The following is an 18,414-nucleotide window of genomic DNA, read 5'->3' as shown; positions in this document are numbered from 1 at the left end:
TTGCATTATGCAAATGCTCGCGAAGTTACCAGCGCGTCGCTGGTGGTATTTAATGCCCATTATTTTCATTACCTATAGTCTGGCATATCTTGACCGCGCGAATTACGGATTTGCCGCCGCAGCAGGAATCGAAAATGATTTAGGCATCACCAAAGGGACTGCGTCGCTGATTGGCGCGCTCTTTTTTCTCGGCTATTTCTTTTTCCAGGTTCCCGGTGCGATATATGCCGTAAAACGCAGCGTGCGCAAAATGATTTTTTGCAGCCTTATATTATGGGGCATCTGCGCAGCGGCGACCGGATTTGTCAGTAATATTCCGATGTTGATGGCTATTCGCTTTACCCTCGGCGTGGTCGAGGCGGCGGTGATGCCAGCGATGCTGATTTATATCAGCAACTGGTTTACCAAAACCGAGCGTTCGCGTGCCAATACCTTCCTGATCCTCGGTAATCCGGTCACCGTGCTGTGGATGTCTATCGTTTCCGGCTACCTGATTCAGTCCTGGGGCTGGCGGGAAATGTTTATTATCGAAGGCATTCCGGCCGTTCTGTGGGCGGTATGCTGGTGGATACTGGTTCGCGATAAACCCTCAGAGGTCTCCTGGCTAAACGAGCAGGAAAAACAGGCTCTACAGCAGGCGATGGATAGCGAACAGAGTCATATCAAGCCGGTACGTAACTATGGCGAGGCGCTGCGGTCGCGCAACGTTATTATGCTGTGCGCCGTGCATGCGATGTGGAGCATCGGCGTGTACGGTTTTATGATGTGGATGCCGTCGATTCTGAAAAATGCCGCGCAGATGGATATTGTGGCGGTAGGCTGGCTGGCGGCCGTGCCGTATCTGGCTGCCATTATATTAATGCTGACGGTCTCCTGGCTGTCGGACAAGTTCCAGAATCGTAAGCTGTTCATTTGGCCATTGCTGCTGATCGCCGCTATTGCCTTCTTCGGTTCATGGATGGTGGGCGACCAGGCATTCTGGTTCTCTTATGCTCTGCTGGTGATTGCTGCAGCCTGCATGTACGCACCGTACGGTCCCTTCTTTGCGCTGATTCCTGAGCTGCTGCCGCGTAACGTCTCCGGCGTTTCTATGGGGCTGATTAACAGCTTCGGGGCGCTTGGTGCTTTCCTCGGCGCGTGGCTGGTTGGCTATTTGAATGGCGTTACGGGCGGTCCCGGCGTTTCTTACACCTTTATGGCTATCGCGCTGCTGGCCTCGGTGGTACTGATGTATAACGTGCGGGCCAATAATGAACCCTCTTCATCGCTGCTGACGGCAAAAAAGGTTACGGGTTAACATAAAACGTAGCTGCTGTGGTAAGGTTCTCTGCGAGCATATAAGTCGTTTGTCGTAGAGAACCTGATGAAAAACAGCCGGATGACATTACAGGATATCGCCAACCTGGCGGGGCTTAATAAAATGACGGTGAGCCGCTATTTGCGCGACCCTGGCCAGGTGTCGCAGCGCAGCCGCGAACTGATTTCTAAAGTCATGGAAGAGAATAACTATATCCCCAACCGGGCACCGGAAATCCTGCTCAACGCGCGCAGTAAAACAATCGGCGTGCTTATCCCCTCCTTTCGCAATCAGATTTTCGCCGACGTGCTGGCCGGTATTGAGTCGGTGACTTCCGCGCATCAGTACCAGACCCTGATCGCTAACTACGAATATGACCCGCAGCGCGAAGAGCGCGAAGTGCTCAACCTGCTTTCATATAATATCGATGGCCTGATCCTGACCGGCAAGCAGCATAGCGATCGCATGATCCAATACGTACGTGCGAGCGGTATTCCGGTTGCGGAACTGATGGACTTCGGTGGCCCGCAGCTTGATATTCAGGTGGGCTTCGATAACGAAAAGGCCGCATGGGATATGACCAACGCTTTTCTCGAAAGCGGCAAACGGTCAATTGCCTTTTTTGGCTCAATGGACGATCCCCGCGATCTGAGCCGTTTTCGCGGTACCGAACTGGCGCTGCAGGCTCATGGCCTGAAGGCGTATCACATGGCTCCGCGTACTATTTCTTCGGTCGCCCTTGGGCGGCAGATGTTCCTGAAAATGCAGCAGTCGTGCCCAGGTATCGACGCGATTTTTTGTACCAATGACGATCTGGCGGTTGGCGTATTGCTTGAATGTCAGTCTCAGGGTAAAGCGGTGCCGCAGGATATGGCTATTGCTGGTTTTCACGGGTTGGAAATTGGCCGCGCAAGTTTGCAGAAAATAGCCAGCGTCATTACTCCACGTTATGACATCGGTAAAACGGCCAGCGAAATACTGCTTGCCAGACTTGCCGGTAAAGATGCACCGGACAGCGTGAATTTGGGCTACCAGATATATTATGGCGATACGTTATAGTTATATATGCGCTATCCCTAAAATTGCTGATGCCTTGACCCTGTGGCTCCCGATACATCCACCGGCCTCGCATCATCAGATAGCTGGCTATGCTCCTGCCAGGTTTGCCGCCTGTCTGCAACCTAATTTATTTTCGGGGGCGCTGGAATAGCAATATTCCTTTTAACTCTTATCTATTAAATTTAGTTATGAAGATTATTACGCCGGTATTCAGAGGAACCCTCGCGCCAAATAAGTAATGAGCAAAACGTTTCGCTTAATATTGATTGCGGAGAGTAATCATTTTAGAAAAATAATTCTGGTATCCGACGGCTAATGTATGACATAAATAGCAAATCACTGACCTCGCCTAAGGATAAAGCGTTGTGAAGAATCTCATTGCCGAGCTACTGGTAAATCTGGCACAAAAGGAAGAGAAAACAAAGGAGCTGACGGTGCAGGTTGAAGCGCTGGAAGTGGTCGTCACGGCGCTGCTGAGGCATATGGAGCAGGATGCTCAGCAGGCGTTAATTAACGATATTGAACAGGCTATCGAGCAGGCCAGCCCCGGTCCGCTGGTTGATGATCGCGATGCCCAACGGTTACAGCAATATATAAAAAAGCTGTTGCGGCATCCTCGTAGCTAGCGCCTGTGACAAGGCATGGATGCTGTCATTTTACTGTCACATCACTTTTATAAAGTCTCCCTCGTTTTGTTTTTAAGTATTTTTACATGGAGACGACAAAAGTGAAATTAAGCGCCCTCTTTATTGCCCTGCTGCCTCTGCTGGCTTCCCCGGTTATTCATGCTGATACCCCGTCCGCCCCGGCGCTCGATAATCGTGCCGCCCAGGGAGATATCACCGTTCCCGGCGGCGCTCGTCGTTTAAGCGGCGACCAAACTGCCGCGTTACAGGCCTCATTAATCAACAAACCAGCGAAAAATATTATTTTGCTGATTGGTGACGGAATGGGGGATTCAGAAATTACTGCCGCGCGCAATTATGCCGAAGGCGCGGGCGGTTTCTTCAAAGGTATTGATGCGCTGCCGCTGACCGGTCAGTACACCCATTATTCTCTGGATAAGAAAACCGGCAAGCCGGATTATGTGACTGATTCCGCCGCGTCCGCGACGGCGTGGACCACCGGCGTCAAAAGCTATAACGGCGCGCTGGGCGTCGATATCCACGAGAAAGATCACCAGACCATCCTTGAGCTGGCGAAAGCCGCCGGCTTTGCTACCGGCAATGTCTCTACCGCCGAACTGCAGGACGCCACGCCGGCCGCTCTGGTGGCGCACGTGACCTCACGTAAATGCTATGGCCCCAGCGTTACCAGCGAAAAGTGTCCGGGCAACGCGCTGGAAAAAGGCGGCAAGGGATCGATTACCGAGCAGCTGCTGAACGCCCGTGCCGACGTGACGCTTGGCGGCGGGGCTAAAACCTTCGCCGAAACCGCCACCGCCGGTGAATGGCAGGGCAAAACGCTGCATGACCAGGCGATCGCCCGCGGCTACCAGATTGTCACCGACGCCGCTTCGCTGTCCGCAGTCGGTGAAGCCAACCAGGGCAAGCCGCTGCTGGGGCTGTTTTCTGACGGTAATATGCCGGTTCGCTGGGAAGGGCCTAAAGCCTCCCTGCACGGCAATATCGACAAGCCGGCGGTAACCTGTACGCCGAACGCGAAGCGCGACGCCTCGGTGCCAACGCTGGCGCAGATGACGGATAAAGCCATCAGCCTGCTGAGCAGCAACGAGAAGGGCTTCTTCCTGCAGGTTGAAGGTGCCTCCATCGACAAACAGGATCACGCGGCGAACCCGTGTGGGCAGATTGGCGAGACCGTCGATCTTGACGAAGCGGTGCAGAAAGCGCTGGAGTTCGCCAAAAAAGATGGCAATACCCTGGTAGTGGTGACCGCCGACCACGCGCACTCCAGCCAGATCATCCCCGCTGATTCTAAAGCGCCAGGCCTGACGCAGGCGTTGACCACCAAAGACGGTTCGGTGATGGTGATGAGCTACGGTAACTCCGAGGGCGAGTCGATGGAGCATACCGGGACGCAGCTGCGCATCGCCGCCTACGGCCCGCATGCCGGAAACGTCGTCGGCCTAACCGATCAGACCGACCTGTTCTACACCATGAAAGATGCTCTGGGCCTGAAATAAGCCCGTGCCGGCGGCGAATTTCTGCCGCCGGCTGGTTTTTTTCCCGTCAGCGACCAGACTTACAGGGATTGACTCACAGAAGGATGGTGCGATGAAAATAACATTACTGGTTGCCCTGTTGTTTGGCCTGGTCTTTGCCACTGCGGTCAGTGCCGCGGAAAAAACGCCGACTCCCCAGCAGCAAAAAATGACGGTCTGTAACAAAGACGCGTCGGCGAAAGCGCTAAAAGGGGATGAGCGTAAAGCGTTCATGAGCAGCTGTCTGAAGAAAGATGCGCCGGCTCCGGAGAACAAAGGGTTAACGCCTCAGCAGCAAAAAATGGGCGAGTGTAACGGTCAGGCGACCCAGCAGTCGCTGAAAGGGGACGATCGTAAGAAATTTATGAGCGCCTGCCTGAAAAAACAGGGGTAGTGGAAACGGGTGAGGCCGGGCCTCACCCGATTATGCCCGGCTTCAGGAGCGGCTAAGCTTCTCTGATTTTTCCATGCATTTCGCCATTGCTTCGATCACCGCTGAACGGAAACCTTTCTCTTCCAGCACCCGAACCGCCTCGATCGTGGTTCCACCCGGCGAGCACACCATATCCTTCAGCGCGCCCGGATGCTCTCCGCTTTCCAGCACCATTTTCGCCGAACCCATCACCGCCTGCGCGGCAAACTTATAGGCCTGAGCCCGCGGCATGCCGCCGAGCACCGCGGCGTCAGCCATCGCTTCGATAAACATAAACACGTAGGCCGGCGCCGAGCCGCTGACGCCGACCACCGGATGGATCATCGCCTCAGAGATAATCTCGGCCTGACCAAAGCAGCGGAAAATAGTCAGAATTTCAGCGGTTTCTTCGCTGGTGACCAGCGCGTTCGGCGTGACGGAGGTCATGCCCGCGTTGACCAGAGAGGGCGTGTTAGGCATGGCGCGGACGATCTTGCGATCGTGTCCCAGCGCGCGTGCGAGCTGATCGAGGGTGACGCCCGCCGCGATGGAGACCACCAGAGAATCTTTATTCAGGCTGGAGGCCACGTCGCTCAGTATTTTAACCATGATCCCTGGCTTCACCGCGCCGAATACAATATCCGCAACCTGAGCAACGTCCTGAGCGCTCTGTGCCGCATTAATACCGTACTGGTCGCTTAGGGCCGCCACTTTATCCGGCGACGGGGTGTAGACCCAAATTTGCCCCGGCTGTACCTGCCCGCTGGCGATAAGGCCGCCGAGAATGGCCTTACCCATATTGCCGCAGCCGATAAAGCCAATTTTCTTCTCCATCACCCTTCTCCTGTGCTTATTTTGTCGTGAGTTATCTAGCTTATCACTCCGGAGCTTTCCCGGGGGACAAAAGCAGGTGACAATAATAGCCCCCTTTTTCGTCCACAGGAGCTGGAATGGCTATTTGGGTTGATGCGGACGCCTGTCCAAACGTGATTAAAGAGATTTTGTTTCGTGCCGCCGAGCGCACGCAAACGCCGATGACGCTGGTGGCAAACCAGGCGCTGCGGGTGCCGCCGTCGCGCGTTATTCGTACCCTGCGCGTACCGCAGGGCTTTGATGTTGCCGATAACGAAATCGTTCGCCTGTGCGAGCCGGGCGATCTGGTGATTACCGCCGATATTCCTCTGGCCGCCGAAGTGCTGGCCAAAGGCGGCGCGGCGCTCAATCCGCGCGGGGAGCGCTACAGCGAGGCCACCATTCGCGAGCGCCTGACGATGCGTGATTTTATGGAAACGATGCGGGCCAGCGGCGTGCAAACCGGCGGCCCGGATACCCTATCGCAGCGCGACCGTCAGCAATTTGCCGCCGCGCTGGAGAAGTGGCTTACAGAAACGAAAGGTCGGTAGCCTAAACCCAGCTATCGTCGTCGCTGCCGATGTTGTCATTGCCAAAACCGGCGTCAAAGTCGGAGCTGTAGGTGCTGTTATCCGCAAGGAACTGACTGTCATCCTGACGGAAGGGATCGTCCGACACGCTGCTGTCCGCCGTCTGCGCGAGGTCAGCCTGAGGCTTCTCTTCGATGATATTGACGATCTCCTGCGGATGCGAACCGCTGAACATATTGGTCAGCATATTGCCGAGCACCACCCCGCCCGCCACGCCTGCCGCGGTCTGGAGCGCACCGGCCATAAAGCCGCCGCCGCGAGTCGCCTGAGGAGCGTAGCTCTGCTGCTGCATTTGCGGGGCATACTGCGGCTGCGCGCCGGCCTGCGGCCGACCGTACTGCTCGGCGCCAGGAATAGGGTCAGAACCGCGTGACTGCGACTGGCCGCCGCCAAACAGGCCGGAGAGAAACCCGCCGCTGCTCGGTTTTGCCGCCTGCAGCTGCGTCACCTGGCCTTCCAGCGCCTGGATACGATCGTTGAGCTGCTTAATCGCCGCTTCCTGAATCAGGATCGTTTGCGCCATGTAGTAGGGGGCGGCCGGCTGCTCTTTGATGTGCTGCGCAATCCGCTCCTCGGCGTCGGCATCGCGCGATGCGCTCTGCGTTCCTGCCTCTTTTAGTCGGGAAAACAGCCCGTCGATAAGGCGTTGTTCTTCAGATTGCATGATACATTCCTCTGTCACACTGATAAATTACGGTCAGAGTGCGTCTGGACCACCCATGTTGTAAATATGTTGCAGCGTAAAGCTTTGCATAAATGTGTTACCGTTTACGCCAGCCAGCGGCTAAAAAATAATCCCTGAGTCGAGGTAAATCTGGCGAAACATTTAATGCAATGATAAGTTTACATGCAAAATCCCTTTGCTCTCTATGATGAAAGGGATCGCCTGATAATTTGTAACGTTTATTTTACGGTTATTGTGACGGCGCTTTGCAGGTATCATTGCGCACTTTTCGTATTCATTTTCCCGCAAAATGCGGAACCAGAGGGTCTTCGGTAATGACACAGCCAATCTATCTCATCGGTCCACGCGGCTGCGGTAAAACGACGATCGGCCACGCGCTGGCGCGGGCGCGTAATTACCAGTTTACCGATACCGATCATGCCCTGCAGGCGCTTGAGCAGCGTACGGTCGCGACGATCGTCGAGCAGGAGGGCTGGGATCGCTTTCGTGAGCTGGAATCGCAGGTGCTAAAAGCGGTCACCCGCCCGGAAACGGTTATTGCGACCGGCGGCGGCATTGTGCTGAACGAAGAGAACCGTCAGTTTATGCGTGAGAACGGCGTGGTTTTCTATCTCCAGGCCTCGGTATCTGCGCTGATTGACCGCCTTGAAGCCTATCCGAAAACCGAACAGCGCCCGACGCTGACCGGCAAACCGATCCGCGATGAGGTTGGCGAAGTGCTGGCTCAAAGAGAGGTGCTGTACCGGGCGACCGCGCACCATATTATCGATGCGACCGCCGAGCCGGATGAGGTGGTCGGGCAGATCATGGCGACGCTGCAGAGCGCCTGTACGGTTGATAATTAACCCTTCAGGGGGGCGAAAGAGCCGCCTGCTGGCGGGTAACGGAGCGAGTTCGGACTTTACCTGGGGCAAACGGAGCGCGGCTATCTATACTTTATGGCTCGTACGGTAAAAGAGGGAAGAGCCATGCCAGACCGACCGCCATATCCGCGCGAAGCGCGCGTCGTCGCCGTTGAGAAAGGTCAGAAGGGCCAGACTGAAATCTGGTATCAACTCCGCGCCGATTATCCCACCCCCGATTCACTGATTAGCGAACATCCTGTCGAGGGCGAAGCGCTGGATGCCAAACGGCGCTATGAGGATCCTGAGAAATCGTAGCCCGCCTTCTGAGCCGCAGCCTGTCAGCGCCATCGCTGGCAGGTATTTTTGCCCCCGCTGAACATGTCGCTCGCCGCTGATTTACGCGCCTGCGCGGCGCGCTGTTTTTCCCAGCCAAAGGGTAAAACAGGACACCTGTCACATTTTTAATTCATTACGCGTACTAATGAATACCTAAGGTGCTGATTTTTCAGGAGTGTTCCTGAATCATCTGGAATCTTTACACTCTACTGGAGCGCTAAGCTGCTACGCTTCTGGACGGTTGATTTTTAGCCACCAGGGGGGCGGATATTATGCGGTAAGCCTGTGCTGAAGGCGTGGAAGTGAAAAGGTAGATGATATGAGTACAACAATGGCCATTTTAACCGTTGGCGTGGTGCCGGTAGCGGAGGTTCTGCCGCTGTTAACCGAACATATCAGGGAAGAGCGGATCACGCATATTAGCCTGCTAGGTAAAATGACGCGCGAAGAGGTGTTGGAAGATTATGCCGTTGACCCCGACGACGAGCGCCTGCATACCTTGCTCAATGACAACCGGATGGCCGAGGTCTCGCGGTGGAAGATTGAACGTGATTTAAAGCATCTTATCGCGGTGCTCGACCGGCAGGAGTATGACGTCATTTTGCTGTTGAGCTCCGACATGCTGAGCGGTTTTACGGCGCGTAACGCTATATTACTGGAGCCGCAGCGTATTATCCCGCCGCTGGTGGCGTCGATCGTCGACGGTCATCAGGTGGGGGTGATCGTTCCCGTTGAGGGCGTTCTGCCGCTGCAGCAGCAAAAATGGCTCTCGCTCAACAGCGCGCCGTACTACGCGCTGGCGGACCCGGTTAGCGGCAGCGACAGCGATTTGCTGGAGGCCGGAAGGACGCTGCTGGAGCAGGGCGCCGACGTGCTGGTGCTGGACTGTCTCGGCTACCATCAGCATCACCGGGACGTGCTGCAAAAAGCGCTGGACGTGCCGGTTCTGCTCTCCAATGTGCTGGTTTCGCGACTGGCGGCAGAGCTTTTAGTTTAAGCCGAGCGGCGCCGGCGCGTATTGCGAGGCGCCTGGCCTACGAGCAAACGCGGGCGCTGCGGCTATCCTGCGTCACAGGACAGGCATCAGGCGTTAATTTTACGTGACAGAAACGAGGAGCGCCCCCTATATTGAGGTTTCAACAAAAGATCATAAGGGCTTGTTTATGCTTCAAAGTAATGAATACTTCGATGGAAAAGTGAAATCGATTGGTTTCACCAGCAGCAGTACGGGCCGCGCGAGCGTGGGCGTGATGGCGGAAGGGGAATATACCTTTGGCACCGCACAGCCGGAAGAGATGACCGTGGTCAGCGGCGCGCTGAACGTTCTGCTGCCTGGGGAAACCGAGTGGAAAGTTTATACCGCCGGTGAAGTATTCAACGTTCCTGGCAGCAGCGAGTTCCACCTGCAGGTTGCTGAGCCAACGTCCTATCTGTGCCGCTATCTGTAATGCAGATTTTGTCATCCTGCCGCGGTGCGGCAGGATGACAATCCGCGTAATCGAGTGATTCTGCGGATGTCATTCAGCTGATTAGCGCTGGGCTTCTCCGCCCAGGGCTTCCACCAGATTCTGAATCAGCGCGGCCAGTTCGCCGGTCATCAGAATAAAGTCGGCGTCAAAGCGCAGGGCAAAATCTTCCCGATCAATATCTTCATTCTGATCGCGCAGCTCGTCACAGAACTTCAGGCGCTTGATAGAGCCATCGTCACACATCAGGAACTGAATACGCTGCTGCCAGTCGAGAGCCAGCTTGGTGACAACCTTCCCGGCCTCAATGTGCACGGCGATTTCGTCGCTGACCAGATCCTGCTTCTTCGCGCGGATCACGCCGCCGTCTTCCAGCATCGCCTTCAGCTCGGCTTCATCCAGCAGCTGGAAGCCTTGCGCCACGGTGCCTGAGCGCACCCACTCGGTGAGCGTCAGCTCGATCGGGTTTTCCAGCGCCAGCGGGACAACCGGCAGCGAGCCTAAGGTTTTGCGCAGCAGAGCCAGCGTATCTTCCGCTTTTTTGGCGCTGGCGCAGTCCACCATGATCAGACCGTTGACGGTATCGATCCACATCATGGTCTGGCTAAAGCGGCTGAAAGCGCGTGGCAGCAGAGAGTGCAGCACTTCGTCTTTCAGCGAATCTTTTTCGGTTTTTTTCAGCTTGCGGCCCTGCTCGGATTCCAGCTTGAAGATCTTTGCTTCCAGTGCCTGTTTGATCACCGGAGACGGCAGGATCTTCTCTTCTTTGCGCGCGCAGATAACGATCTGGCCGTTTGTCGTGTGCGTCAGCGCATCGCTGTGCGATCCCATCGGCGATACCCAACCGGTTTTCGCCATATCCTGGCTACCACAAGGCGTAAACGTCAGCTCGGCCAGCTGTTTTTCCATCTCCTCGGCGCGCAGTGAAATGTCGCGGCTGAGACGGTAAACCATTAAATTTTTGAACCACAGCATGATAATTTCCACGGCTTTGTCGTTAAATCCAGCGGGCATGATAGCGAATTGTCGCTATGCTTGCATTGTTAATCGGGGAGAGGAGCATACAGTGCGTATTGGTATTGATTTAGGCGGCACGAAAACGGAAGTCATTGCCCTGAGTGATAAGGGAGAGCAGCTGTTTCGCCACCGTTTGCCGACTCCGCGGGACGATTATCGGCAAACGATAGAGAATATTGCCGCCCTGGTCGATATGGCAGAGCAGGCGACCGGCGAGCGCGGCAGCGTTGGGATGGGGATCCCCGGCTCGATTTCGCCTTATACCGGCGTAGTGAAAAATGCCAACTCCACCTGGCTCAACGGCCAGCCGTTTGATAAAGACCTGAGCCAGAGGCTGAATCGCGAAGTTCGGCTGGCGAATGATGCCAACTGCCTGGCGGTATCGGAAGCGGTGGATGGCGCCGCGGCGGGCGCTCAGACCGTGTTTGCGGTCATTATCGGCACCGGCTGCGGCGCCGGCGTGGCGTTTAACGGTCGCTCGCATATTGGCGGCAACGGCGCCGCCGGCGAGTGGGGGCACAATCCGCTGCCGTGGATGGATGAGGACGAGCTGCGCTATCGCGCGGAGGTCCCGTGCTACTGCGCAAAACAGGGTTGTATTGAAACCTTTATCTCCGGCACCGGCTTTGCCACCGACTATCGGCGGCTGGGCGGTCAGCCGTTAAAGGGCAGCGAGATCGTGCAGCGGGTCGGCGAGCAGGACCCGCTGGCGGAACTGGCGCTGAGCCGCTACGAGATACGGCTGGCAAAGTCGCTGGCCCACGTGGTGAATATCCTCGACCCGGACGTTATCGTGCTCGGCGGCGGAATGAGCAACGTCGAGCGCCTGTACCAGACGGTGCCCGGGCTGGTGAAAGGGTGGGTGTTTGGCGGCGAGTGCGAAACGCCGATCCGTAAAGCGCTGCACGGTGACTCCAGCGGCGTGCGCGGCGCGGCCTGGCTGTGGCCGCTGTAGGCGGCTGAGGAGAGGCTCTCTACTCCGACTTCCCGACGGCACCACGCCGCCGGGGAACCGGGCGGAGGTTTACTCCACCGCGTAGGCCTTATCGAGACGGCTGTATCCCAGCCCGTTGATTTTTTTCACCTTGATCTGCACGGGGATACGCTCCTTCATCGCTTCAACGTGGCTAATCACGCCGATCGCTTTCCCGCTGGCATTGAGGGCATCCAGCGCGTCCAGCGCGGTATCCAGCGTTTCGCTATCGAGCGTACCGAACCCCTCGTCAAGGAACAGCGAATCAATGCGCGTTTTATGACTCACCAGATCGGATAGCGCCAGCGCCAGCGCAAGGCTGACGAGGAAGCTTTCGCCGCCGGAGAGGGTGCGGGTATCGCGCACCGCGTCCGCCTGCCAGGTATCGACTACCTCCAGCTCCAGCGCTTCACTGGCCTTGCGCTGCAGCTGATAGCGGCCGTGCAGGCGGTTGAGCTGATGGTTAGCCAGCCAGACAAGATTATCCAGCGTCAGCCCCTGGGCAAATTTACGGAATTTATCGCCTTCTTTCGAGCCAATCAGCGAATTGAGCCACGCCCAGTCCTCCATCTGCCGCGCGGCGAGCGCGATCTCCTGCTGCAGCGCCTGCTGGCGCTGCTGGTTCTCGGCATTCTGCTTCAGCTGCTGGCGGATCTCCCCCTGACGGGCGCTGTTTTCCCGCAGCAGGGGTGCCAGCTGCCGTAAGTGGGCCTCGACCTCTTCCATCGGCTGGGTGATGTCGGCCTCCGCCGGCGGCTGCTGCCGATGCTGCGCCAGCGCTTCGCGGGCCCGCAGGGCGAGAGCGCCGTTTTGCTGGAGCGTATTTTCCAGAGTCTGCCTGAGCTTCTCCAGGCGCTGGCGGGTCTCTTCGTCGAGCAGGGCGTCGAGAAACGCCTGCTGGTCGGCAAAGGGGCTGGCGGCGAGGGCGGCGGCGAACTGGCCCTCGGTTTCTGCCAGCAGCCGCTGCTGCTGACTCTCCTGCTGGCCAAGGGTGCGCCACTGGCTCTGCAGCGCCAGGCAGTCGTCGTGCACCTGGCGCCAGCCCTCAAGCGGCGCGGGCGGGACCACCTCTTCCGTCTCCGGCAGCGTCTCCAGTAGGGGGATCAGCTGCTGCAGGCGCTCCTGCAGGGCGGCAGATTCGTCGTGCCTGGTCTGCCAGCCGCGGGTTTCCTCTTCGCGCTCGGTCAGCCAGGCCGCCGCTGCTTCCGCCTCAGGCGCGCTGAGGGCAAAGGCCGCGAGCTCGGCGTTGAGGGCGCTGTGACGCTGGGCCAGATCCTGCTGCAGCTGCCGGAGCTGCAGCTCGCACTCCTGCTGCTGGACCTGCCAGGCCAGCCGCTGCTGATGCTGATATAGCTGCTGCTCCCGCTCCTGCTGAGCGTCGAGCCAGCCGGGAATATCATCCTCCGGCCGCAGGTCAATCTGCAGTTCGCCGCTAACGCTCTGCCACTGAGAGGTAAGCGCTTGCTCCTGCTGGAGCAGCGAGTCTTGCTCCTCTTTTTGTTTAAGCTGTTGTTTCAACAGCGCATCCAGCTCGCCGCGCAGCTGAGCGCCTTCTTCCGCCAGCTGTTTAACCTCGCGCTCGAGGGACTCGCGGCGGGCCTGATTCACGCCGGGCGTCAGCGCCCGATATTCGGCGATGGCCGGGTGTTCGCAGGAGCCGCAGAGCGGGCAAGGCGCGCCGGGCTGCAGGCGCGCGCGCTCCTCTTCCAGTCCGGCAATCCGTGCTTCCAGCTCGCAAATGGCTTTCACATCGCTGAACTGCTGATTTTTCTCTTTGTAGGCCTGGCGCCGCTGGGTCAGCGTCGTTTCCAGCTTATCCTGCTCCTCGCGGCCGGCCTGCTCCGTCGCCTGCAGCTGGCTGAGGCGTTGGCGCAGGGGCAGCAGACGGCTGTGCAGGGTTGCCAGCTGCTGACGCTGCGGGCGGGCGGCGGCGTGGCGGGCAAGGTCGTCGCGCACCCGGTCGGCATCCAGCGCCAGCGTTGCCGGCGGCAGTTCGCCGAGCCGACGGCGAGTTTCCGCCAGCCGCTGCTCCAGCCCGGCCTGCTGCTGCGCGTCGCGCGCCTGCTGCTGGAACGCCGCCCGCCAGCCTGCCAGGGCATTGCCCCACTGACGATAGCGGTCGTTGGCCTTCAGCCATTCGGCGAGCGATTGCTGGGTCTGCTGCAGCTGGCTCGTTTGCTGCTGCGCCGCGAGACGAATGCCCGCCCGCAGCCGCAGCCGATCGTGTAAGCGAGTATTTACTTCTTCCACCTGACGGCGGGTCTGCGCCAGCGCCTCGGCCTGCTCCTGCTGTCGGGTCCACAGCGGACGCAGCTGGTCGGCAGGCTGCGCCTGCTGCAGCGCCGCCAGCTGCGGCTGGGCCTGCTCCAGCGCCTGCTGCGCCTCGCGCAGTCGCGTCTGGGTCTGGTTCTCGTCGCGGATGAGCTCCTGCTGGCGCAGCAGCCATTGCAGTGTATTTTGCTCACGCGCCTGCTCGGCGAGGCGCTGCTGTTCTTCAGCAGTAAGTACTTGCAAACTTTTCTGCAGCGCCTGCTGCTGCTCGTCGCTTAACAGCAGAACGCCGGAGGCCTGGGCCTGTAGCTTTTCCAGCTCGCTGCGGGCGAGCTTGTGCTTTTCAAACACCTGGGCGGAGATCTGACCGTAAATTTCGGTGCCGGTGAGCTCCTCCAGCAGCTCCGCGCGCTCTTTGGGTTTGGCGTTAAGAAAGGCGGCGAACTGGCCTTGGGAGAGGAGCATCGAGCGGGTAAAGCGGCCGTAATCGAGGCCGGTGAGCGAGGCGGTCATCTCCAGCTTGTCTTTGACTTTGTCGGCAAGAATTTGCCCATCGTCGCAGCGGGCCAGCTCGACGCGGGGCGCCTGCAGGTTGCCGTCAGGCTGGTTGCGCGCGCGGTTCTGGCTCCAGAAGGCGCGGTAGGCGGTGCCTTTGACCTCAAACTCAACTTCAGCCAGGCATTCGGCGGTATTGCGGGTCATCAGATCGTTTTGCGATTGCGACACGCTGCTCAGGCGCGGCGTTTCGTGGTACAGCGCGAGGCAGATAGCGTCCAGCAGGGTCGTTTTCCCGGCCCCCGTCGGCCCGACGATCGCGAACAGCCCGTTGCTGGCGAAGGGTTCGGCGGTGAAATCAATTTTCCACTCGCCTTTCAGCGAGTTAAGGTTTTTCAGGCGCAGGCTCAGAATTTTCACAGGTGCTCCTCACCGTTCAGGCTGTGCAGCGTTTCGTTAAACAGCTGCTCGAGGCGCTGCTGCTGAGGCTCTTCGAGATTCTCCAGCGCCAGGCGACGGGCAAAAACCTCCTCAACCCGCAGTTCACTGAGGGTTTCCCGCCGCTCGCCGGCCAGAATGCGCTCGCGCTGGGCGCGGCTGCGGCGCACCAGCAGCACTTCCACCGGCAGCGCTTCGCAGCGGGCCTGGATCTGGCGCTGAATATCGTGCAGATATTCATCGCTGGTGATTTCAATATCCAGCCACGCGGCGGGCAGCTCCGCGTCGTCCTGCCACCGGTCAAGCTGCTCGCTGATGCTGGCGAAGTCGCCCTTTAGCACCGCCAGCGGCTGGACTATCGGCACCGTCAGCGGGCTAACGTCCGCCAGTCGGCCGTCGGTAAAGGTCACCAGATTGACGCTTTTACTTTTCCCGGTCTCATCAAAGCTCAGGGAGATTGGCGAGCCGCTGTAGCGTATATGCTCGCAGCCGCCGACGATCTGCGCCCGGTGGATATGGCCCAGCGCGATATAGTCGACGGGAGGAAAACGGCTGGCCGGGAAGGCATCGAGGGTGCCGATGTAGATCTCGCGCACCGCGTCGCTTTTGCTGGCGCCGACGGTGGTCAGGTGGCCGCTGGCGATAATCGGCAGCGGCCGGTCGCCGCGCAGGTCGCAGGCCTGCTGGTACTGCTGCTGATAGTAGTCGCTGATGGCGGTGAGCAGCAGCTGCTGCTTTTCACCGCTGGAGTGTCCGGCTTGGCTGGTGACCAGCTCGCGCGGGCGCAGGAAGGGGACCGGGCAGAATATCGCCCCCGGCGAGCCGTCGCGCAGCGGCAGAACGAAGGGGGCATGGCCAGCGTTCGCCACGACCGTGGTTTTTAAAAAGGCCAGGATGTCGCGTGATTCATTCAGCGTGGCGACCGAATCATGGTTACCCGCCAGCACCACCAGCCGACAGCCGGTTTGCTGGAGCTGAACCACGAAGTGGTTATACAGCTCGCGGGCGTAGCTCGGCGGCGAGCCGGTATCAAAGATATCGCCGGCGACAATAATGGCATCGACCTCGTGCTCCTGCGCGCTGGCCAGCAGCCAGTCGAGAAAGGCCGCATGCTCAGCGGCACGGCTTTTACTGTAAAAATTTTGCCCGAGATGCCAGTCAGAGGTGTGAATGATGCGCATAAATATTCCGTTGCCTAAGAGCGTTGCCGCCATTATACCATCGACGCAGGGGAGTTAAGTGCGTGTCATAATTCAAAATCCTCGATCGTCAGACGACCATTTTTTTCATAAATCTGTCACAAAACTGACGCATAATGGCGCCGCACTCTATACTGATGGCTAAAAAATACAGGGTAAATAATGGCGAGAAGAATTCTGGTCGTTGAAGATGAAGCTCCAATCCGCGAAATGGTCTGCTTTGTTCTGGAACAAAACGGCTTTCAGCCCGTCGAGGCGGAAGATTTTGACAGCGCGGTGAACCAGCTCAATGAACCCTGGCCCGATCTGATTCTCCTTGACTGGATGCTGCCGGGCGGATCGGGTCTGCAGTTTATTAAGCAGCTTAAGCGTGAGGCGATGACCCGCGATATTCCGGTCGTGATGCTGACCGCTCGCGGTGAAGAGGAAGATCGCGTTCGCGGCCTCGAGACCGGCGCCGACGATTACATCACCAAGCCTTTCTCGCCGAAAGAGCTGGTGGCGCGAATCAAAGCCGTGATGCGGCGCATTTCCCCGATGGCGGTGGAAGAGGTGATTGAAATGCAGGGGCTAAGCCTCGATCCCTCCTCCCATCGCGTGATGACCGGAGAAAACCCGCTGGACATGGGACCGACCGAGTTTAAGTTATTACACTTCTTTATGACCCATCCGGAACGCGTATACAGCCGCGAGCAGCTGCTGAATCACGTCTGGGGGACCAACGTGTATGTAGAAGACCGAACGGTAGACGTGCATATTCGCCGTCTGCGTAAAGCGCTGGAACACAGTGGCCATGACCGGATGGTACAAACGGTTCGCGGCACGGGATATCGTTTCTCCGCCCGTTTCTGAATGTCGACAGGAGTGTGAACCGTGCTGGAACGGCTGTCATGGAAAAGGCTGGCGCTTGAGCTTTTCTTATCTTGTATCCCGGCCCTGATTCTCGGGGCGATATTTGGTCATTTGCCGTGGTTTTTACTGGCGGCGGTGACCGGACTTCTTATCTGGCATTTCTGGAATTTACTCCGCCTTTCGTGGTGGCTGTGGGTGGACCGCAGCATGACGCCACCGCCGGGGAGCGGCAGCTGGGAACCGCTGCTGTACGGCCTTCACCAGATGCAGATGCGTAATAAAAAACGCCGACGCGAGCTGGGCAGCCTGATCAAACGCTTTCGCAGCGGGGCGGAATCGCTGCCCGACGCGGTGGTGCTGACCACCGAGGAGGGGGCGATCTTCTGGTGTAACGGCCTGGCACAGCAGATCCTCAATCTGCGCTGGCCAGACGACAGCGGACAAAACATCCTTAACCTCCTGCGCTATCCTGAATTTGCCAACTACCTTAAAAGCAAAGATTTCAGCAAACCGCTTAATCTGATCCTTAATAACGCCCGTCATCTGGAAATCCGCGTAATGCCCTACAGCGACAAGCAGATGCTGATGGTGGCGCGCGACGTGACGCAGATGCATCAGCTTGAAGGCGCCCGGCGCAACTTTTTCGCCAACGTCAGCCACGAGCTGCGCACGCCGCTAACGGTGCTGCAGGGATATCTGGAGATGATGCAGGAGCAGGTGCTGGAAGGGGTGACGCGGGAAAAGGCCCTGCATACCATGCGCGAACAAACTCAGCGTATGGAGGGGTTGGTTAAACAGCTGCTCACCCTGTCGCGTATTGAAGCGGCCCCGGTTCTGGCGATGAACGACAAAATCGACGTGCCGATGATGCTGCGGGTTGTCGAGCGCGAGGCGCAAACGCTCAGCCAGAAAAAGCATACCCTGCACTTTGTGGTCGATGAGTCGCTGAAGGTGCTCGGTAACGATGAGCAACTGCGCAGCGCGATCTCGAATCTGGTGTATAACGCGATCAACCATACGCCGGAGGGAACAGAGATTACCGTCAGCTGGCAGAAAGCGCCGCACGGCGCGCTGTTTAGCGTTGAGGATAACGGCCCGGGGATCGCCCCCGAGCATATTCCGCGCCTGACCGAGCGCTTCTATCGCGTGGATAAAGCGCGCTCGCGGCAAACCGGGGGCAGCGGGCTGGGGCTGGCTATCGTTAAGCATGCGGTCAATCATCACGACAGCCGGCTGGATATTGAGAGCACGCCCGGTAAAGGAACGCGGTTTAGCTTCCTGCTGCCGGAACGTTTAATTGCCAAAAAAAGCGACTAAGCGCCGCGCTGTCAACATAACTTGTCAATGACCAGCTCCGGCTGGTCATTTTCGTTTGCAGTCAATTTTCAGCTACGTAATTAACGAACGTCTGCTGCTTTTTTGTTCGCATGATTAGCCACATGTTTTCCTTCGTTATGGTTAATAAC

Annotated in this window: 18 protein-coding genes; 13 read left to right on the top strand and 5 right to left on the bottom strand. The window is 58.0% G+C overall.

The features are described from left to right. Window positions 1-7 precede the first annotated feature (7 nt). From GVK32_RS07310 to psiF, 5 genes are all read left to right on the top strand, one after another. Complete coding sequence (locus tag GVK32_RS07310; RefSeq protein ID WP_159866693.1) at window positions 8-1,297, top strand: MFS transporter; 1,290 nt, start codon at window positions 8-10, stop codon at window positions 1,295-1,297. A gap of 66 nt (window positions 1,298-1,363) precedes the next feature. Continuing rightward, window positions 1,364-2,356: a substrate-binding domain-containing protein gene (locus GVK32_RS07305; RefSeq protein ID WP_159866690.1), complete on the top strand. Its 993-nt coding sequence runs from the start codon at window positions 1,364-1,366 to the stop codon at window positions 2,354-2,356. Between the two features lie 365 nt (window positions 2,357-2,721). Beyond that, window positions 2,722-2,982 (top strand): anti-adapter protein IraP, encoded by a 261-nt coding sequence (gene iraP / locus GVK32_RS07300; protein WP_159866687.1) that lies wholly within the window; start codon window positions 2,722-2,724, stop codon window positions 2,980-2,982. 86 nt (window positions 2,983-3,068) lie between these two features. After that, window positions 3,069-4,499, top strand: a complete 1,431-nt coding sequence (gene phoA / locus GVK32_RS07295) for an alkaline phosphatase (protein ID WP_200842845.1) — start codon at window positions 3,069-3,071, stop codon at window positions 4,497-4,499. Window positions 4,500-4,590: 91 nt separating this feature from the next. After that, on the top strand, window positions 4,591-4,911 hold the full coding sequence (psiF, locus tag GVK32_RS07290) for a phosphate starvation-inducible protein PsiF (protein ID WP_041144255.1): 321 nt from the start codon (window positions 4,591-4,593) through the stop codon (window positions 4,909-4,911). 42 nt (window positions 4,912-4,953) lie between these two features. Here the strand turns inward: psiF and proC are convergent, their stop codons facing one another. Further along, on the bottom strand, window positions 4,954-5,763 hold the full coding sequence (proC, locus tag GVK32_RS07285) for a pyrroline-5-carboxylate reductase (protein ID WP_159866681.1): 810 nt from the start codon (window positions 5,761-5,763) through the stop codon (window positions 4,954-4,956). Between the two features lie 116 nt (window positions 5,764-5,879). Here proC and GVK32_RS07280 point away from each other — a divergent pair, with 116 nt between their 5' ends. Next, entirely contained in the window at window positions 5,880-6,332 is a 453-nt protein-coding gene (locus GVK32_RS07280) for a YaiI/YqxD family protein (RefSeq protein ID WP_041144257.1), read from the top strand. Window position 6,333: 1 nt separating this feature from the next. Here the strand turns inward: GVK32_RS07280 and GVK32_RS07275 are convergent, their stop codons facing one another. Then, a complete protein-coding gene (locus GVK32_RS07275) occupies window positions 6,334-7,035 on the bottom strand; it encodes a DUF2076 domain-containing protein (RefSeq protein WP_159866678.1) in 702 nt (233 codons plus the stop codon). A gap of 335 nt (window positions 7,036-7,370) precedes the next feature. Here GVK32_RS07275 and aroL point away from each other — a divergent pair, with 335 nt between their 5' ends. From aroL to ppnP, 4 genes are all read left to right on the top strand, one after another. Continuing rightward, complete coding sequence (aroL, locus tag GVK32_RS07270; RefSeq protein WP_159866675.1) at window positions 7,371-7,901, top strand: shikimate kinase AroL; 531 nt, start codon at window positions 7,371-7,373, stop codon at window positions 7,899-7,901. A gap of 123 nt (window positions 7,902-8,024) precedes the next feature. Then, the gene (locus GVK32_RS07265; RefSeq protein WP_159866672.1) at window positions 8,025-8,216 is read left to right on the top strand and encodes a YaiA family protein; all 192 of its coding nucleotides are present in this window, start codon (window positions 8,025-8,027) and stop codon (window positions 8,214-8,216) included. A 340-nt stretch (window positions 8,217-8,556) separates the two neighbouring features. After that, a complete protein-coding gene (locus GVK32_RS07260) occupies window positions 8,557-9,234 on the top strand; it encodes an AroM family protein (protein WP_159866669.1) in 678 nt (225 codons plus the stop codon). Between the two features lie 166 nt (window positions 9,235-9,400). Beyond that, complete coding sequence (gene ppnP / locus GVK32_RS07255; RefSeq protein ID WP_041144262.1) at window positions 9,401-9,685, top strand: pyrimidine/purine nucleoside phosphorylase; 285 nt, start codon at window positions 9,401-9,403, stop codon at window positions 9,683-9,685. Between the two features lie 81 nt (window positions 9,686-9,766). Here ppnP and rdgC read toward each other — a convergent pair whose 3' ends face one another. After that, window positions 9,767-10,678 carry a recombination-associated protein RdgC gene (rdgC, locus tag GVK32_RS07250; RefSeq protein ID WP_123708346.1) on the bottom strand — a complete coding sequence of 304 codons (912 nt, stop codon included), beginning with the start codon at window positions 10,676-10,678 and terminating at the stop codon, window positions 9,767-9,769. 91 nt (window positions 10,679-10,769) lie between these two features. Between rdgC and mak the strand changes: the two genes are divergently transcribed. Then, window positions 10,770-11,675 (top strand): fructokinase, encoded by a 906-nt coding sequence (gene mak, locus GVK32_RS07245; RefSeq protein ID WP_200842844.1) that lies wholly within the window; start codon window positions 10,770-10,772, stop codon window positions 11,673-11,675. A gap of 69 nt (window positions 11,676-11,744) precedes the next feature. On the opposite strand, the gene sbcC is transcribed toward mak, so the two are convergent. Both sbcC and sbcD read right to left on the bottom strand, forming a co-directional pair. Next, complete coding sequence (sbcC, locus tag GVK32_RS07240) at window positions 11,745-14,879, bottom strand: exonuclease subunit SbcC (RefSeq protein ID WP_159866664.1); 3,135 nt, start codon at window positions 14,877-14,879, stop codon at window positions 11,745-11,747. After that, window positions 14,876-16,078 carry an exonuclease subunit SbcD gene (gene sbcD, locus GVK32_RS07235; protein WP_132511281.1) on the bottom strand — a complete coding sequence of 401 codons (1,203 nt, stop codon included), beginning with the start codon at window positions 16,076-16,078 and terminating at the stop codon, window positions 14,876-14,878. The genes sbcC and sbcD overlap by 4 nt, the downstream gene beginning before the upstream one ends. 180 nt (window positions 16,079-16,258) lie before the next feature. On the opposite strand from sbcD, the gene phoB reads away from it, so the two are divergent. Further along, window positions 16,259-16,948, top strand: a complete 690-nt coding sequence (phoB, locus tag GVK32_RS07230; RefSeq protein WP_004099401.1) for a phosphate response regulator transcription factor PhoB — start codon at window positions 16,259-16,261, stop codon at window positions 16,946-16,948. 21 nt (window positions 16,949-16,969) lie between these two features. After that, window positions 16,970-18,265 carry a phosphate regulon sensor histidine kinase PhoR gene (gene phoR, locus GVK32_RS07225; protein ID WP_159866661.1) on the top strand — a complete coding sequence of 432 codons (1,296 nt, stop codon included), beginning with the start codon at window positions 16,970-16,972 and terminating at the stop codon, window positions 18,263-18,265. Window positions 18,266-18,414: the final 149 nt, after the last annotated feature.

It is taken from the genome of Klebsiella sp. 18074 (assembly GCF_902705905.1).
GTDB classification, from domain to species: Bacteria; Pseudomonadota; Gammaproteobacteria; order Enterobacterales; family Enterobacteriaceae; genus Klebsiella; species Klebsiella terrigena.
The sequence above is the reverse complement of the archived record's forward strand: the minus strand, read 5'-3'. Positions and strand labels throughout refer to the sequence as shown.

Coding starts and splice junctions, on each gene's coding strand:
- GVK32_RS07310 (WP_159866693.1), top strand. CDS start 8: ATGCAAATGCTCGCGAAGTTACCAGCGCGTCGCTGGTGGTATTTAATG.
- GVK32_RS07305 (WP_159866690.1), top strand. CDS start 1,364: ATGAAAAACAGCCGGATGACATTACAGGATATCGCCAACCTGGCGGGG.
- phoA (WP_200842845.1), top strand. CDS start 3,069: ATGGAGACGACAAAAGTGAAATTAAGCGCCCTCTTTATTGCCCTGCTG.
- psiF (WP_041144255.1), top strand. CDS start 4,591: ATGAAAATAACATTACTGGTTGCCCTGTTGTTTGGCCTGGTCTTTGCC.
- proC (WP_159866681.1), bottom strand. CDS start 5,763: ATGGAGAAGAAAATTGGCTTTATCGGCTGCGGCAATATGGGTAAGGCC.
- GVK32_RS07280 (WP_041144257.1), top strand. CDS start 5,880: ATGGCTATTTGGGTTGATGCGGACGCCTGTCCAAACGTGATTAAAGAG.
- GVK32_RS07275 (WP_159866678.1), bottom strand. CDS start 7,035: ATGCAATCTGAAGAACAACGCCTTATCGACGGGCTGTTTTCCCGACTA.
- aroL (WP_159866675.1), top strand. CDS start 7,371: ATGACACAGCCAATCTATCTCATCGGTCCACGCGGCTGCGGTAAAACG.
- GVK32_RS07265 (WP_159866672.1), top strand. CDS start 8,025: ATGCCAGACCGACCGCCATATCCGCGCGAAGCGCGCGTCGTCGCCGTT.
- GVK32_RS07260 (WP_159866669.1), top strand. CDS start 8,557: ATGAGTACAACAATGGCCATTTTAACCGTTGGCGTGGTGCCGGTAGCG.
- ppnP (WP_041144262.1), top strand. CDS start 9,401: ATGCTTCAAAGTAATGAATACTTCGATGGAAAAGTGAAATCGATTGGT.
- rdgC (WP_123708346.1), bottom strand. CDS start 10,678: ATGCTGTGGTTCAAAAATTTAATGGTTTACCGTCTCAGCCGCGACATT.
- sbcD (WP_132511281.1), bottom strand. CDS start 16,078: ATGCGCATCATTCACACCTCTGACTGGCATCTCGGGCAAAATTTTTAC.
- phoB (WP_004099401.1), top strand. CDS start 16,259: ATGGCGAGAAGAATTCTGGTCGTTGAAGATGAAGCTCCAATCCGCGAA.